Annotated in this window: 13 protein-coding genes and 1 pseudogene; 7 read left to right on the top strand and 7 right to left on the bottom strand. The window is 54.0% G+C overall.

What is annotated here, in order from left to right; translation table 11 throughout:
• The first annotated feature begins 357 nt into the window (after window positions 1-357).
• Together VW41_14290 and VW41_14285 are read left to right on the top strand one after the other, a co-directional pair.
• On the top strand, window positions 358-1,902 hold the full coding sequence (locus VW41_14290) for a chemotaxis protein (GenBank protein AJZ90106.1): 1,545 nt from the start codon (window positions 358-360) through the stop codon (window positions 1,900-1,902).
• A 142-nt stretch (window positions 1,903-2,044) separates the two neighbouring features.
• Window positions 2,045-3,265 (top strand): hypothetical protein, encoded by a 1,221-nt coding sequence (locus VW41_14285; GenBank protein AJZ90105.1) that lies wholly within the window; start codon window positions 2,045-2,047, stop codon window positions 3,263-3,265.
• 44 nt (window positions 3,266-3,309) lie between these two features.
• On the opposite strand, the gene VW41_14280 is transcribed toward VW41_14285, so the two are convergent.
• Genes VW41_14280 through VW41_14265 form a run of 4 tightly spaced genes read right to left on the bottom strand, consistent with a single transcriptional unit; the run spans window position 3,310 to window position 6,452 of the window.
• The gene (locus VW41_14280; protein AJZ90104.1) at window positions 3,310-4,242 is read right to left on the bottom strand and encodes a thiamine biosynthesis protein; all 933 of its coding nucleotides are present in this window, start codon (window positions 4,240-4,242) and stop codon (window positions 3,310-3,312) included.
• A gap of 25 nt (window positions 4,243-4,267) precedes the next feature.
• A complete protein-coding gene (locus VW41_14275) occupies window positions 4,268-5,038 on the bottom strand; it encodes an ABC transporter permease (GenBank protein AJZ90103.1) in 771 nt (256 codons plus the stop codon).
• Window positions 5,035-5,775 carry an ABC transporter ATPase gene (locus VW41_14270; protein ID AJZ90102.1) on the bottom strand — a complete coding sequence of 247 codons (741 nt, stop codon included), beginning with the start codon at window positions 5,773-5,775 and terminating at the stop codon, window positions 5,035-5,037. The genes VW41_14275 and VW41_14270 overlap by 4 nt, the downstream gene beginning before the upstream one ends.
• Window positions 5,772-6,452: a thiaminase gene (locus tag VW41_14265; protein ID AJZ90101.1), complete on the bottom strand. Its 681-nt coding sequence runs from the start codon at window positions 6,450-6,452 to the stop codon at window positions 5,772-5,774. The genes VW41_14270 and VW41_14265 overlap by 4 nt, the downstream gene beginning before the upstream one ends.
• A 324-nt stretch (window positions 6,453-6,776) precedes the next feature.
• Here VW41_14265 and VW41_14260 point away from each other — a divergent pair, with 324 nt between their 5' ends.
• The 4 genes from VW41_14260 to VW41_14245 all read left to right on the top strand — a co-directional run bounded on the left by VW41_14260 (window position 6,777) and on the right by VW41_14245 (window position 10,588).
• Window positions 6,777-7,799, top strand: coding sequence for an alkane 1-monooxygenase (locus tag VW41_14260; protein AJZ90100.1), 1,023 nt, complete (start codon window positions 6,777-6,779; stop codon window positions 7,797-7,799).
• A 23-nt stretch (window positions 7,800-7,822) separates the two neighbouring features.
• Window positions 7,823-8,398: a hypothetical protein gene (locus VW41_14255; GenBank protein AJZ90099.1), complete on the top strand. Its 576-nt coding sequence runs from the start codon at window positions 7,823-7,825 to the stop codon at window positions 8,396-8,398.
• Between the two features lie 179 nt (window positions 8,399-8,577).
• Window positions 8,578-9,306: a MerR family transcriptional regulator gene (locus VW41_14250; GenBank protein ID AJZ90098.1), complete on the top strand. Its 729-nt coding sequence runs from the start codon at window positions 8,578-8,580 to the stop codon at window positions 9,304-9,306.
• 322 nt (window positions 9,307-9,628) lie between these two features.
• Window positions 9,629-10,588 (top strand): membrane protein, encoded by a 960-nt coding sequence (locus VW41_14245; protein AJZ90097.1) that lies wholly within the window; start codon window positions 9,629-9,631, stop codon window positions 10,586-10,588.
• Window positions 10,589-10,629: 41 nt separating this feature from the next.
• On the opposite strand, the gene VW41_14240 is transcribed toward VW41_14245, so the two are convergent.
• The gene (locus VW41_14240) at window positions 10,630-10,959 is read right to left on the bottom strand and encodes a hypothetical protein (GenBank protein AJZ90096.1); all 330 of its coding nucleotides are present in this window, start codon (window positions 10,957-10,959) and stop codon (window positions 10,630-10,632) included.
• Between the two features lie 204 nt (window positions 10,960-11,163).
• Between VW41_14240 and VW41_14235 the strand changes: the two are divergent.
• Window positions 11,164-11,374 (top strand): annotated as a pseudogene (locus VW41_14235) (transposase).
• Window positions 11,375-11,583: 209 nt separating this feature from the next.
• On the opposite strand, the gene VW41_14230 reads toward VW41_14235, so the two are convergent.
• Entirely contained in the window at window positions 11,584-12,987 is a 1,404-nt protein-coding gene (locus VW41_14230; protein ID AJZ90095.1) for a 4-hydroxybenzoate transporter, read from the bottom strand.
• A gap of 239 nt (window positions 12,988-13,226) precedes the next feature.
• A complete protein-coding gene (locus tag VW41_14225; GenBank protein AJZ91982.1) occupies window positions 13,227-14,453 on the bottom strand; it encodes a LysR family transcriptional regulator in 1,227 nt (408 codons plus the stop codon).
• Window positions 14,454-14,574 lie beyond the last annotated feature (121 nt).

Raw genomic sequence — 14,574 nt, 5'->3', positions numbered from 1 at the left:
AGGGTTGTTAATAAAATATTAAATAATTAAATAAACCGGCGCGTGGTGGATTTATATTTGCCGCGCGCTTGCTGTATTAATAAAAATAGTGTTAGCAAAAGTATTGCTCTTGGAAAAATAGAATAAAAAAACGTTCCTTATCGCAAATCATCGATCAATCGCAATTCAATTAATAGCTTTCGGCTATCTATCTGGCCTGACCATAAGAAAAAACCGATCAAATTCATAAAGTTAATCTGAATATATCCGATAAGCCTGTACGAGGTGCTTCCATCCCTTTGTGCTATTTATTTTCTGCTGTTTCGGCCGCAGAGGATTTTGCGCATTCATAAAAATATGCTTCCCAAGGGAGAAAAAATGTCACTACATGATGTAAAAATTCGCAGCAAATTAACGCTGACGATCGCTATTTTTATTGTGCTGATGGTCTTCAGCTCAGGGCTTTCTTTGCTCAGCCTGAGTCGGGCAAATACCGGCATTCAGACGATTGTTAACAATGATTATCCGACAACCGTTAAAGCGAATGACCTGATTGATAGTTTCCAGGAGTTTGTGAATACGCAGCAGCTGATGCTGCTGGATGAAGCCGGCGTATTTCGTCAGAAGTCAGAAAAACATCTTGCGGAGATTAGTGCGCATATTACTGCGCTACTGGCGGACTTGAACAAGTCCAGCACCGATGCGGCGTCACAAAAAGCGCTGCGGGAGCTGGCCGACATTCGTAAAGAGTATCTGGACTCGCGGTTTCGTATTTTACAGGCGGTGCAGCAGAACGACCGCGCCGCCGCGCTGCAGGAAATGATGTCCACCACCATTCAGATTCAGGAAAAATACAAAGATAAGGTGCAGGAGCTTATCGTTATCCAGAATCAAAAGATGGCCGCCGCGGGGCAGCAGGTAGACAAAGATTACCATTCTAACCGCCTGGTCACCGTTCTGCTGACGCTGTTGAGTATCGCGCTGGGCAGCGTCATTGGTATGTTTGTGGTTCGCTCCATTACGCGCCCGCTGGTTCGTGCGGTTGAGTTTGCCGGTGCGATTGCCGATGGCGACCTTACGGGGAGCATTACCGTCACCCATAAAGATGAAACAGGCGAACTGCTGCAGGCGCTGATGAGTATGAAAGTCCGCCTGCAAGAGATTGTCCACCAGGTCCAGCAGGGGTCAGAAACCATCTCCTCTGCCGCCGCACAAATCGTAGCCGGGAACCAGGATTTGGCAGCGCGTACCGAAGAGCAGGCCAGCTCTGTAGAAGAAACGGCGGCTTCGATGGAGCAAATCACCTCTACGGTGAAAAACACCTTTGACCACACAAACGAGGCAACAAAACTCTCTTCCGAAGCCGCCTCGGTGGTGAAAAATAACGGCCAGATGATGTCTCAGGTCACCAGCAAAATGCGCGTGATTAATGAAACCTCTAACCGTATGTCGGACATCATCAACCTTATCGACTCCATTGCGTTCCAGACCAACATCCTGGCATTAAACGCGGCGGTGGAAGCGGCTCGCGCCGGAGAACACGGGCGTGGTTTTGCCGTGGTAGCCGGGGAAGTTCGCCAGCTGGCGCAAAAAAGTGCCTCATCAGCGAGCGAAATCAGAAGCCTGATTGAGAATTCGACCACCCAGACACGCGAAGGCATGGGGCTGGTGGAGAAAGCAAACGCGCAGATTGCCGGTATGATCGAAAACGTGCAGGAAATGAATACGATCCTCGGGGAGATCAAGCAAGCCAGCCAGGAACAAACCGACGGTATTTCCCAGATCAACAGCGCCATTGGCATGATTGATTCCACCACTCAGCAAAACTCCGCGCTGGTAGAGGAGTCGGTCGCTGCGGCCGCATCTCTTAATGACCAGGCGAAGCAGTTGCGTGATTTGGTGCGGGTGTTCCGCCTGCAGTAACTTTGTCTTCTCTTCAAAGCCAGCGTCCGCTGGCTTTTTTCATTTCTACCCTCTGGTTTTTTTGCTCGGACATGACAATGCAGGCCTTTATTGTTATGTTATAACATATCAATAATAACTGTGTAGTCAGTAAGGAGTTGCAATGTCATCGATAACGCAGGCTAACAATCGGCCAAAGAAACTGCCCGTCACCGTGCTATCCGGTTTTTTGGGTGCCGGAAAAACCACGCTGCTCAACCATATTTTAAATAACCGGGAAGGGCGGCGAGTGGCGGTGATCGTCAACGATATGTCCGAGGTGAATATTGACGCCGCGCTGGTGCGTGAGGGGGGATCAAGCCTCACGCGCACCGATGAAAAGCTGGTTGAGATGAGCAACGGCTGCATTTGCTGCACGCTGCGTGAAGATCTGCTGGTGGAAATCAGCCAGCTTGCCCGGGAAGGACGTTTTGATAACCTGGTCATCGAATCTACCGGCATTTCCGAACCGCTGCCCGTGGCGGAGACTTTCACCTTTGTTGATGACAAGGGAGAAAGCCTGTCCGATATCGCCCAACTCGACACCATGGTGACGGTTGTGGACGGCTTTAACTTCCTTCGGGATTATGAATCTCACGAGAGCATTCAGTCTCGCGGCGAGTCCATGGGCGAAGAAGATGAACGCACCGTGGTGGACCTGTTGATTGACCAGATCGAATTTTGTGACGTTCTTGTGCTCAACAAAACGGATCTGATCGGTGAGGCAGAGAAACGCCGCCTGATGTCCGTGCTGCATTCCCTTAACCCACGGGCAAAAATCATCACTTCAGCGTTTAGCCAGGTGAGCCTTGACCAGGTTCTGGATACCGGGCTGTTTGACTTCGATGCCGCGGCACAGGCGCCGGGCTGGCTAAAAGAGCTACGCGGGGAGCACACGCCCGAAACCGAAGAATACGGCATTCGGAATTTTGTTTTTCGCGCCCGGCGTCCCTTCCACCCGGCGCGTTTCCAGATGGTGACCGACGGCGGGCTAAAAGGCGTGATTCGCTCAAAAGGTTTTTTCTGGCTGGCGAGTCGCCCTCATCATGCCGGATCGTGGTCCCACGCGGGCGGCGTGATGCGTCAGGGGCTGGCAGGGATGTGGTGGGCCAGCATTCCCCGTGAACAGTGGCCGCAGGACGCCGAAAGCCTCCGGCATATTTTAAAGCACTGGGAAGACGGTATCGGCGATGCGCGCCAGGAAATAGTCTTTATCGGGATTGATATGGATGAGAGGGATTTGCGCGAGAAACTCGAGTACGCCTTACTCACCGATGCCGAAATGGCCGAAGGCCCTAAAGCCTGGGCGCGGTATTACGACCCGATTGATGCCTGGTTTGACTGACCGAATGCCCGGCTGCCCGTTTGCAGGCAGCCGGGCGATCTGGCCTAGTGGAGCTCTACGGCGTAGTCATCCACCGGGGTGATTTTCTTGATTAGCTTGTTATCAAACAGGAACTGCTCATAGGCCTGGTAGCGGGCCCGGTCGAGTTTGGCCGGGTCGGTAGCAAACAGCGGCAGGCTTGCCTGCCAGGCCTGTTTATTCAGCTCGGTATTCAGCTCCGCATGGGTTTTGGCAAAGGCCTGCCAGGTTTCCTGCGGATGCGCCTGCAGGTACTCGTTGCCTTTTTTCAGCGCGGCGAGGAATTTTTTGATCTTAGGCTCACTGGCCGCTTTGCGGTTTGCCACAAAAATCAGCTCATCGTAGGCCGGGACGCCGAAGTCCTCGACGTTAAACACCACCGGTGGTTTACCCTGAAGTTTCAGCTCGAGCGCTTCGATATTGCGGTAGCCGCCGATCACCGCATCCACCTGGCCCGCCAGCAGGGCGCTGGTGAGCTGGAAGTTGACGTTGATGAGCTTCATATCTTCCGGTTTGACGTGCTCATGCTCGAGCATAGTGGCAAGCGTCGCTTGTTCGATCCCGCTGACGGAATAGCCGATTTTTTTGCCCTTGAGATCCGCTGGCGATTTGATGCCTGGATCCAGCGTCATCAGGGTGTTCAGCGGGGAGTTTATCAGCGTCCCGACGCGCACCAGCGGCAGGTTCTGATCGGCAAAGAAGTGCAGCTGCGGCTGGTAGGTAATGGCAAGATCGGCCTGCCCGGCGGCAACCAGGCGCGGCGGTAGCGCTGGGTCAGACGGTGGAATAATCTTCACGTCCAGGCCTTCGGCCTTAAAAGCCCCAATCTGTTCCGCTACCATAATGGGAGCGTGATCGGGATTAATATACCAGTCGAGCACCAAGGTCAGCTTTTCGGCGGCGGAAGCCTGAGCGGCGAAGGCGGCGGTGAGCAGCAGACCACACAGCGTTTTTTTCATTTTCTTAATTCCTTCATTAAGACGGTTATTCATTGTGTTCAGGCGACCAGACAATCAGCCGCCGCAGCAGGGCATCAACCGCCAGCCAAAGCAGAACGGTCATCAGGACTAAAATAAACAGCGCGGCAAAGCAGACGTCGGTTTGCATGCGGGCGTTGGCGTTCAGCATGACGTATCCCAGTCCCTCCGCGGAACCTACCCATTCGCCAATGATCGCCCCAATAGGGGCGACGGCAGCGGCCATGCGCAACCCCGAGCCAAAAGCAGGCAGGGCTGCCATCAGCCGAACGTGTTTTAGCTGCGCCCAGCGTGAGGCCCCCATCGTGCGGGCCAAATCCAGATAGTCGTTATTCACCCTCCGCAGCCCGTCAAAGAACGACGACACCACCGGGAAGAAGATCACCAGCACGGCCATCGCCACTTTGGCGCTCATGCCAAAGCCGAACCAGAGCACCAGCAGAGGCGCCAGGGCAAAGACCGGAATGGCCTGACTGGTGAGCACCAGCGGCATCAGCCAGCGCTGCAGGCGGGGGGAGAACATCATGCCCAGCGCCAGGCCTGCGCCGAGCAGTACGCCCAGAATCAGCCCGCTGATAATCTCTGAGGCGGTGACCAGCGCGTGCCAGGCGAGATAATCGCGGCCATCCCACAAGGCCCGTGCAACTGAAGCGGGAGAGGGCAAAAGAAAGGCGGGAATATTCCCGAGGGTGAACAGATACCAAAGCAGCAACAGCCCGGCAAAAACGGTCAGCCCACGGCGAAGGCGTGTAGCATGAGTGTCTGCAGTCGGCTTCATTCGGCGGCCCTCATCAACTGTTGCAGCAGCCCGGCCTGGCTTTGAAGTAGATCAACATCGTCCGGCGCACGGGGCGGCTGCCCGGCAATAATATGCGAATCATCGATGCCCGCGGGCCCGCGGGACAGCACCAGCAGGCGGTGGCTGAGCCGACAGGCTTCCATCGGATCGTGGGTGATCAGCAGCACGGTATTTTTTGCCAGCAGCTCTGCCGCCAGGTCCTGAATTACCGTGCGGGTGATGGCATCCAGCGCGGAAAACGGCTCGTCCATCAGCACGATCGGGCGCTTTTCGTAAAGCGTTCTGGCGATGGCGGCGCGCTGCCTCATGCCACCCGATAGCGAAGCTGGCAAGGCTTTGGCATAGCCTGCCAGCCCGACCTGCTCAAGCAAATGTTCCGTCCACTGGCTGTCGACCGCTTCACCACGCAGGCGAGAACCGAGGGCCACGTTCTGCTCGATGCTGAGCCACGGGTAGAGCAAATCTTTCTGCCCCATCCAGGCGATACGCCCGGCAACGGGCCGGCCATCGCTGCAGGTCACGCTCCCGGCGCTGGCCTGCGCCAGCCCGGCGATAATTTTCAGCAGACTTGTTTTACCGACACCGCTCGCGCCCAGCAGGGCAACGAAGCTGCCGCCGGGAATATCAAAATTCAGCCGCTCAAAAATGATCTGGTTGCCAAACCGCAGGCTGAGATCGCGAACCTGAATGCCCGGTGAGGTAGCGCTGTCGGTCATGAGGCATTCAGCCCCATTTGCCAGAACGCGGATTCAAGCTGCGTCGCGGTGGTAAAAATCTGCGATAGTTCCGGGAAACGGCTTTCAGCGCCACGCTGGTGGCCTACATTTTCGAGCAGTTGCACAGCGGCCTGCACCCCGGTGAGATAGCCCTCATCGCCATAATTACGAATCCAGTTAGCATAGGGATTGCCTTCCATCAGCGTGTCGGGGCTACGCAGCAGACCAAGACCGATTTCTGCATATCCGGCCACGCAGGGCAGCAGGGCAGCCAGCAGATCAAGCGCGTCACCCGAATGGCCAATATCCAGCACATAGCGGGTGTAATTCATGGTTTCCGGTGCTTCCGCCTCGGCCGCCAGTTGCGTCTCGTCCAGCCCCCAGCTTTTGCAGTAAGCCACATGGAGCGGCAGTTCGGAGACGATGGCATTCAGGGAAGCGGTCGCGGCGCGCATTTCCGGCAGCGTATGGAGTTTGCTGACCAGCAGCGCGTAGGCGCGGGCAAAATGAATCAGAAAAAGGTAATCCTGGGTCAAATAGCGCTGGAATGCGGCTTTAGGCAACGTTCCGGCGGCAAGCTGCTGCAGAAAAGGATGAGCGACATAATCCTGCCAATGATGGCCGGCCTGCTGGCGCAGTCGTCCGTAAAGACCATTTTCGAAAAGTGGGGTGTACATAGGACCTCCTGGGTAAGTGGAGATCCGGGCGCGCAGAGGTATGAACAGACAATAACAGAGCTGTCATTGCCGACCGTCCCTTCGCTGGCATGACCCAGATCAGGTTCAAAGGGTTCGGCTTGCGCCATCTCAGCCCATACAGGACACCCCTCGGAGGTGCCTGTTATACGACATTTACTTTTTGATTACAATCGGCAGGCGTTGTGTCGGGCCCTGCTGAAACCGATGATTCGTTTAGTGCGGTATCGCAATATTTTGCTGGCTATCGGGACGGGATTTTTGTCACTGTAGGCCGGTTACCCCCGAGTCTAAGGACGATATCCGATGAAAAAGATTGGCTTTCTTTCGTTTGGCCACTGGTCGCCTGCCGCCCAGTCAGGCACGCGCTCTGCGGCGGATACGCTGCTGCAGTCCATCGACCTTGCCGTGGCCGCAGAAGAGCTCGGCGCCGACGGCGCTTACTTCCGCGTGCATCACTTTGCTCGCCAGCTAAGCTCACCTTTCCCACTGCTGGCGGCCATTGGGGCAAAAACCAAACGCATTGAAATTGGCACCGGCGTGATTGATATGCGCTATGAGAACCCGCTTTACATGGTGGAGGACGCGGGAGCGGCGGACTTGATTGCCGGCGGGCGTCTGCAGCTTGGGATCAGCCGCGGCTCGCCGGAACAGGTGATCGACGGCTGGCGCTATTTTGGCTACGTGCCCGGCGAGGGGGAAACTGAAGCTGATATGGCACGTCGTCATACCGAGGTATTCCTCGAGGCATTGAAAGGGGAAGGTTTTGCCGAACCGAACCCACAGCCGATGTTTCCTAATCCACCGGGTCTGCTGCGTCTTGAGCCGTATTCTGAAGGCCTGCGCGAGCGTATCTGGTGGGGAGCAAGCTCCAATGCGACCTCGGAATGGGCCGCGCAGTTAGGTATGAATCTGCAAAGCTCCACGCTGAAAACCGATGAAACCGGCGAGCCGTTCCATATCCAGCAGGCGAAGCAAATCCGCGCCTATCGTGCCGCCTGGAAAGAGGCCGGCCATACGCGTGAACCTCGCGTTTCCGTCAGCCGCAGCATATTCGCGTTAATGGATCAGCGCGACCGCAACTACTTTGGCGGCAGCGGCAAAGAAGGCGACCAGGTCGGCTATATCGATGCACAAACCCGGGCCATTTTTGGCCGCAGCTATGCCGCTGAACCGGAACTGCTCATCAAGCAACTGGCGCAGGATGAAGCAATTGCTGAAGCCGACACGCTGCTGTTAACCGTGCCAAACCAGCTGGGCGTGGACTACAACGCACACGTCATCGAATCTATTCTGAAGCACGTTGCGCCTGAGCTGGGCTGGCGATAAATCCAACAGGGAAAGGTCATGTCATGAACACGGATTTTTACTGGATTAATGCGCCAAAAGTCTGGCGCGAAGGCGACGGTGTACTCTCGGTCGTTACCGACGAACAAACCGACTTCTGGCGCAAAACATGGTACGGATTCGAGCGTTTTTCCGGCCATTTTTATGGCTGCGATGTGAGCGGGGATTTTACCTTCCAGGTGAAGGTAAAAGCTGATTTTAGCGCGCTCTACGACCAGGCCGGTATCATGCTGCTGAGGGATGAATCCCACTGGTTAAAAGCGGGCATCGAGTTTAACGACGGCGCTCCTGCTATTGGCAGCGTGCTGACGCTGGGCCATTCCGACTGGGCAACCGGCGTGTTTCCCGGTAATGCGAATCTGTTCTGGATGCGCCTGACCCGAAAAGGTGACAGCCTGCGGCTGCAGTATTCCGCTGACGGCAAAACCTGGCCGCTACTGAGGCTGGCGCATTTTCCAGGATTCGACAAATGCCGGGTGGGCGTGATGTGCTGCACCCCGCAGCGTGGCGGGCTGGCTGTGAACTTCGAAGACATTGTGCTGAGTAACGCGCTGGATAAAGAGTTGCACGATTTAAGCTAATCCCCCTTTTACTGGTTGGCACCCGGCCAGACGTTTCTCTGGCGGGGGTATCAAAGCCGGTAGCAGGGGAAGCGTTTTCCCTTTGCACATTGAAAATAAAGTGCGAACGTTTTGCGCTTCATTTAGCCCGGTATAATCCGTAGTATGTTGTAAGTATTCATGGTTATCAGGTGCTCCTTATGTCTTACTCTATCGGCGAATTTGCCCGGCTGTGCGGAATTAACGCCACCACGCTCCGTGCCTGGCAGCGTCGTTACGGCCTGCTTAAGCCGCTGCGTTCCGAAGGCGGCCACCGGCAGTACAGCGATGACGACATCCAGCAGGCGCTGAACATTCTCGACTGGGTAAAAAAAGGGGTGCCTGTCAGCCAGGTGAAGCCGCTGCTGGCCAGGCCTGAAGCCCGCAGGGCGAACAATTGGTCTGGCCTGCAGGAAAGCATGCTGCAGCGGCTGAATGAGGGAAAAATCGAATCTCTTCGCCAGCTTCTCTACGATGCAGGCCGGGAATATCCTCGTGCGGAACTGGTGACGGAAGTTTTGCGCCCGCTGCGCAGTAAGGTATCGGCTAACGTACCGGCCATCATGACCCTGCGCGAAATCCTTGACGGCATCATTATCGCCTACACCTCGTTTTGCCTCGAAGGGGATAAAAGAGCGCCCGGTGACAACTGCCTGATTGCCGGCTGGCATCTGAGCGATCCCTGTGAAATCTGGCTTGAAGCGCTCAGGCTTACCGGCCAGGGGCACCGTATTGACGTGCTTCCCGTTCCGCCCGCCGTCCTGGCTCCGGATATTTTCCCTGAACGAAAATGGCTGCTGGTCACATCCGGCAAGCTAACGGCGGCCCGCCAAAAGCAAATTGAACTCTGGCAGCAGCAGGGCGCTACTCTCGAGATCATTCCCCTCTAGCCCCCTCGCTACCTCCACAACATGCTCGTCAAACGACCTGCTGAAAACGCGGTGGATCGAGCTTTTTTGTCAAAAATTTGAAATCTTTCGCATCACCTCGTTGTTTCTAGTGCATTGAAATAGTTGTTCTTTTAAAAATATCACATTCTAAACTTGGACAAATTTAAGTATTTGTGCAAGTTTTAACTATACGCTAACGTCATGTATCTCCAGGACGACAAACATAACTTCAGTAAAACCGAGATGAAAAAATCCGGGGTTACCCCAGGCATAGTCACGCTTTTCTTCACCCGTGAAGCGTAGTGAGAGAGAGGATCACGCCATGAGCACGAAACCTGTGATTGGGATCAGCGGCTGTTTAACCGGTTCCACCGTGCGTTTTGACGGCGGGCACAAGCGTATGGCCTTTGTGATGGACGGGCTGGCACAGAGTGTGACTTTCAAACCGGTCTGCCCGGAAATGGCGATTGGGCTTCCTGTCCCACGGCCTGCTCTGCGGCTGGTTAAACTGGGTGAGGGAGACATCAGAATGCGTTTCAGCCAGGCCCCGCACGATGACGTCACGGAAAAAATGACCGATTTCGCCACGAACTACGTCTCGGGTCTGGATGGGTTGGCTGGGTTTATCGTTTGTGCTAAATCGCCGAGCTGCGGTATGGAGCGGGTAAGGCTCTACGATGTGAAAGGTAATCCTGGCCGCAAGGAGGGCGTGGGTACGTTCACCCAAGCGCTGCTGGAGCAATACCCCTGGCTACCGGTCGAGGAAGATGGCCGCCTGCATGATCCGATGCTGCGGGAGAACTTTGTGGAGCGCGTTTTCGCGCTGCATGAGCTGAACACGCTGCGGGCTAATGGCCTTAGCCGCCGCGGGTTACTGGACTTCCATAGCCGGTACAAACTTCAGCTGCTGGCGCACCACCAGGCGGGTTACCGCGACATTGGGCCTTTTGTCGCCTCGTTGCATCAGTGGGACGATTTGGACAGCTTCTTTGTGGCCTACCGTGAGAAACTGATGGCCATCCTGAAAACGCCCGCCTCGCGGAAAAATCACACCAATGTGTTGATGCATATTCAGGGGTATTTTCGTTCACAGCTGAATACCCGCCAGCGCGGTGAGCTGCGGGATGTGATCCTGCACTATCGGGACGGTTTGCTGCCGATACTCGCTCCCCTGACGCTGCTGAAACATTACCTGGCGGAGTATCCGGATCGCTATCTGCTGACGCAGAATTACTTTAACCCTTATCCGGACTATTTAGCGCTGCGGCTGGCCGTGAACTAACCGACTCATAGGAGGAGGCCGAGTTTGCTTTCGGTCTCCCGTTAACTCTGCGGCTGCAGCTGATAAATCCACGCGGTGACGGGGCGGCCATCATGCGTGATGACCTCGACCTCTACCCGATCGTACCCATCTTCAAATTCGTCCAGCATTGGCCAGTGGTCGCTGAGGTTTGGAGATAAAAACAGATAGCCGTGAACCTCGGGGCCATTTTTATCCAGCACGATGCCCGGAAAATCAGCGGCGGCTCCCCAGCCGCGTTCGTAAAAAGTGCCGTGCACATAGCCCGGCAGCCACTCTCCGCCAATCTTTTCCATGATGTGTGCATTAACGTGGCCAGGGCGAAGCGTGCCGTAGACAAACAATGATTCCATTTTTCCTCAACGCGTAAAGCAACTAAGTCAGAAGTAGAGAAGGGGATTCAACATACGGCGTAATCGGGCGGCTGGCAACGGGAAGACAGCCGGGGATTCATGAAAGCAAAAAGCCCGCTTAAGTTTCTGGCCCTGACCCAGGATCCCGCTCCATTCAGAAACAGAATTCCGGCATGACGACTCCCCTGAGCGGAGGTTGTGCCGATGAAAAAGTCACGATTCACCGAAGTCTGCCGTAAGCCGGGCATCTCCAATGCCACGTTTATACCGTGCGAAAAAAAACGGCGGGATTTCCCCTTCTGAGCTGAAGCACATGCGGCAGCTTGAGGAAGAGAATCTCAGGCTGAAGAAGCTGGTTGCCGATCTCAGCCTCGACAAGGCCATGCTGCAGGATGTGCTGGCAAAAAAGAACTGACGCTGGCGCGTCGGCGCGAATGGGGCCGGGACCTGCAGGCACGCTATGGAGCCAGCGAGCGGCAGGTCTGCTTTGCGCTACGGATCAGCCGCAGTTCTTTCCGCTAAGGATGGCCGCGATCAACAACCTGTTTTACCGCTTCAATTTTAAACTCTTCGGGATGACGCACACCGCTCATGGACACCTCTCTTCAAGCCATTTTAAATGACTCAGAGGTGTCTGTTAAACCTGTGGCGATTCATATTCATTGTCTGAGATAGCGCCGGAATATCGCCAAGCTCCGCACCTTTAATTTTCATATCGAGGCTGATGTTACGGTGTAAGATAATTGACCCCGCAGCGAGAAGCGCGGGTAGAGCAAGTATGAAAAATATGGCTGACTGATCCGGGAATGCTCCCATGAGTAACCCACCCATTGATGAACTCAGAATGGCACCAATGCGACCAATACCATGCATCCAACTCACACCGGTAGCGCGGATTTCAGTTGGGTAGTATGCGGGGGAATAAACCTGCAGTCCGTTTTGTGCCCCATTAATGCACATGCCTGTGATAAATATAATTACCCCAAGTCCCACACCAGTCAGACCTAAAAGACCCTGTAGAATCAGGCAGGCGCAACCGACGAAATACACTACGCCAATCACCCATTTTGCTTTCATCCTATCCATCAGTGCACCGACAACCACTCCACCTACCGGGCCACCGAGTTGGAATAAACCTGCGATAATGGCTGCCTGCTCGAGTGAAATACCGCCTGACCGCATGATGGTAGGTAGCCATCCATTCAGAAGATAGATAACGAATAACCCCATAAAGTAGGTCAGCCACAAAATAATTGTTCCCCGGGCGAAGCCGTGACGGAAAAGCTCCGCAATGGTACTGATACGCTTCACGTTGGGTGAGTTGAGTACAAAAGAGGTATCGCCCCCGAAATTTCCACCCATACGATTAAGTAATGCAGCAATTTGAAGGCGAGGCGCTTTGCGTACCACCAGGCTGAGGGGGGATTCCGGTAATAACCAGGCCATGAGCGGCAAAAGGATGAGGGGAAGTGCGCCACCAAAAATTAAGACTACGGGCCAGTGATAATGTGACAGCAATCCGGCTGCGATAAATCCGCCCATTCCGGATCCTATATTGAACCCGCTGAACATGAGGGTGATCATAATGCCTTTACGCCGCTCCGGCATATACTCAGACAGCAACGTCACGCAGTTCGGCATTACAGCACCTAGTCCTAGCCCAGTAATAAAGCGCAATATGGCCATTTGGCTGGGTGATGTGGCAAAAGCGCAGGCGAGACTGAATGCGGAAAACATCAGCACCGACAATATAATCACCCGCTTACGTCCATAACGGTCGGACATTGGCCCAGCGATAAGTGCGCCAAGTGCGACGCCAAACATAGCCGCACCGAGAATCGGGCCCATCGCAGAACGGCTGATTCCCCATTGTTCTATCAGTGCTGGGGCAATAAAACCCATTACGGCGGCGTCATAGCCGTCAAACATGATGATAATCAGGCATAGCACTAACACTCGCCACTGGAAGGATGAAATAGGTCGGGCATCAATCCACGCTTTCACATTAATCAGATTATTGGCTGTCATCGGGTACGCTCTCTTATTTGCTACCTACGGCAGCTATCTGTGTGATGAGAGAAAAGTATTAATCGAGAGATACGTTAAGCGGGGTAAGCAGGGGTGTCTGTCAAAAAAGTCTTTTAGGGGTATGAGTTAAATTTATATTGTGATGAGTTTAACACTGTGGTTTTAAAGTAAAACATGCGCCAGCCTCCATATATAGAGGCTTCCGACGCTATTCAGCTAATTATCCATATGAATTTCTTTTAGGTATGCCAATGCTTCAGATCGCTGATGCAATGCAATAGCGCCGTGGCTGCAGGCGAATGCAGCGCCCCCCGGCGAAATGTAAAACCAATCTCTCGCCGTGTATCTGGTAGCTCTAATGTCAGCGATGCGAGAATACCTGCACGTAATTCATATTCAAGTTGATGCGAAGAGACGGCGGCGACCATATCCGAATTCAGCAGCAGACAACGCACAATCGCAAGATCACCACTCTCAACCACCGGCTGAGGTGACGGCATGTTTAACGTCTCAAATGCGCGGTCCAGCAAATGGCGTGCAGGCGTATTATCTCTGGGAAGTATCCACTGAGTCATTGCTAAATCACCTGGGGTCAGAGTGCGCCCGGCAAGCGGATGTTGCGGGCGCGCAAGTAAAATAAGCTCCTCATTGAACAGAACCTGGTGATGTATATCCGAGGCTCCATCGTTTTGACGTAATGCACCGAGAATGAAATCAATATCGCCAGACCGCAACTCAGTCACCAATGCGCTGTAGGAGCTCTCATTCGTCACGACTTTAATACCAGGAAACTGCTTGACCATATGCGTAATCGCAACAGGCAGGATGCTACTTCGACAGAGCGGCAACGCGCCAACATGTACAGTGCCAGTTAATACACCTCGATGGGCCGCCAGATCCTCAGGGATATGACGAACCTCATTCAGTGCGCGACTGATAAATGGTGCGATTTCGCCTCCAGCAGTCGTCGGCATCATTCCTTTAGGCGTGCGCTGAAATAGGTTTAGTCCCGCTCCTTTTTCCAGAACTTTTAAGGCTGCGCTGACTGCCGGCTGGCTGATCCCCAGTGATGTCGCCACGCTTTGCGTATGATGCAGCCGATACAGCATCAAAAAAATTTGCAGGCGACGCAGGTTAAATAACCATATTGGTTCTGCCTCTTCGCGCACATTGTCACGTTGTCTAAGTCTGCTGAGTATCGAAGGGATCTGATGAAGTTCATGTATGGCGCGCTTAGCGCGAGGAAGAACACATTTGCCCATTTCCGTAAGCAACATGCCAGTAGCATGTCGCTCAAACAACGGCGTACGTAAAGTGTGTTCAAGATCACGGATTGAACGAGTGATCGCCGACTGTGTGCGAAATAATTTAGTTGCGGCTTCCGACACGGTTCCTTGCTCTGAAATCATGCAGAAAGCACGTATTTGCATGATTTTTAATTGAAATTCATCTGAATTTATTTTCATGTTTTCAATACCAAAGTTGACGGTCATTCACAACATAAATAAAACTCATAACTGACGCAATGAAAGGCATTATCCGCTTCCTGAAACCCATGGCAGGATGAATTAAACAGCCAAAAGCAGG

The sequence above is a fragment of the Klebsiella michiganensis genome, from assembly GCA_000963575.1.
Lineage (GTDB): Bacteria > Pseudomonadota > Gammaproteobacteria > Enterobacterales > Enterobacteriaceae > Cedecea > Cedecea michiganensis_A.
Note: the sequence above shows the minus strand (reverse complement) of the source record. Positions and strands in the feature narration are given on the sequence as shown.

Coding starts and splice junctions, on each gene's coding strand:
- VW41_14265 (AJZ90101.1), bottom strand. CDS start 6,452: ATGTACACCCCACTTTTCGAAAATGGTCTTTACGGACGACTGCGCCAG.
- VW41_14225 (AJZ91982.1), bottom strand. CDS start 14,453: ATGAAAATAAATTCAGATGAATTTCAATTAAAAATCATGCAAATACGT.
- VW41_14280 (AJZ90104.1), bottom strand. CDS start 4,242: ATGAAAAAAACGCTGTGTGGTCTGCTGCTCACCGCCGCCTTCGCCGCT.
- VW41_14245 (AJZ90097.1), top strand. CDS start 9,629: ATGAGCACGAAACCTGTGATTGGGATCAGCGGCTGTTTAACCGGTTCC.
- VW41_14270 (AJZ90102.1), bottom strand. CDS start 5,775: ATGACCGACAGCGCTACCTCACCGGGCATTCAGGTTCGCGATCTCAGC.
- VW41_14275 (AJZ90103.1), bottom strand. CDS start 5,038: ATGAAGCCGACTGCAGACACTCATGCTACACGCCTTCGCCGTGGGCTG.
- VW41_14285 (AJZ90105.1), top strand. CDS start 2,045: ATGTCATCGATAACGCAGGCTAACAATCGGCCAAAGAAACTGCCCGTC.
- VW41_14255 (AJZ90099.1), top strand. CDS start 7,823: ATGAACACGGATTTTTACTGGATTAATGCGCCAAAAGTCTGGCGCGAA.
- VW41_14250 (AJZ90098.1), top strand. CDS start 8,578: ATGTCTTACTCTATCGGCGAATTTGCCCGGCTGTGCGGAATTAACGCC.
- VW41_14260 (AJZ90100.1), top strand. CDS start 6,777: ATGAAAAAGATTGGCTTTCTTTCGTTTGGCCACTGGTCGCCTGCCGCC.
- VW41_14290 (AJZ90106.1), top strand. CDS start 358: ATGTCACTACATGATGTAAAAATTCGCAGCAAATTAACGCTGACGATC.
- VW41_14230 (AJZ90095.1), bottom strand. CDS start 12,987: ATGACAGCCAATAATCTGATTAATGTGAAAGCGTGGATTGATGCCCGA.
- VW41_14240 (AJZ90096.1), bottom strand. CDS start 10,959: ATGGAATCATTGTTTGTCTACGGCACGCTTCGCCCTGGCCACGTTAAT.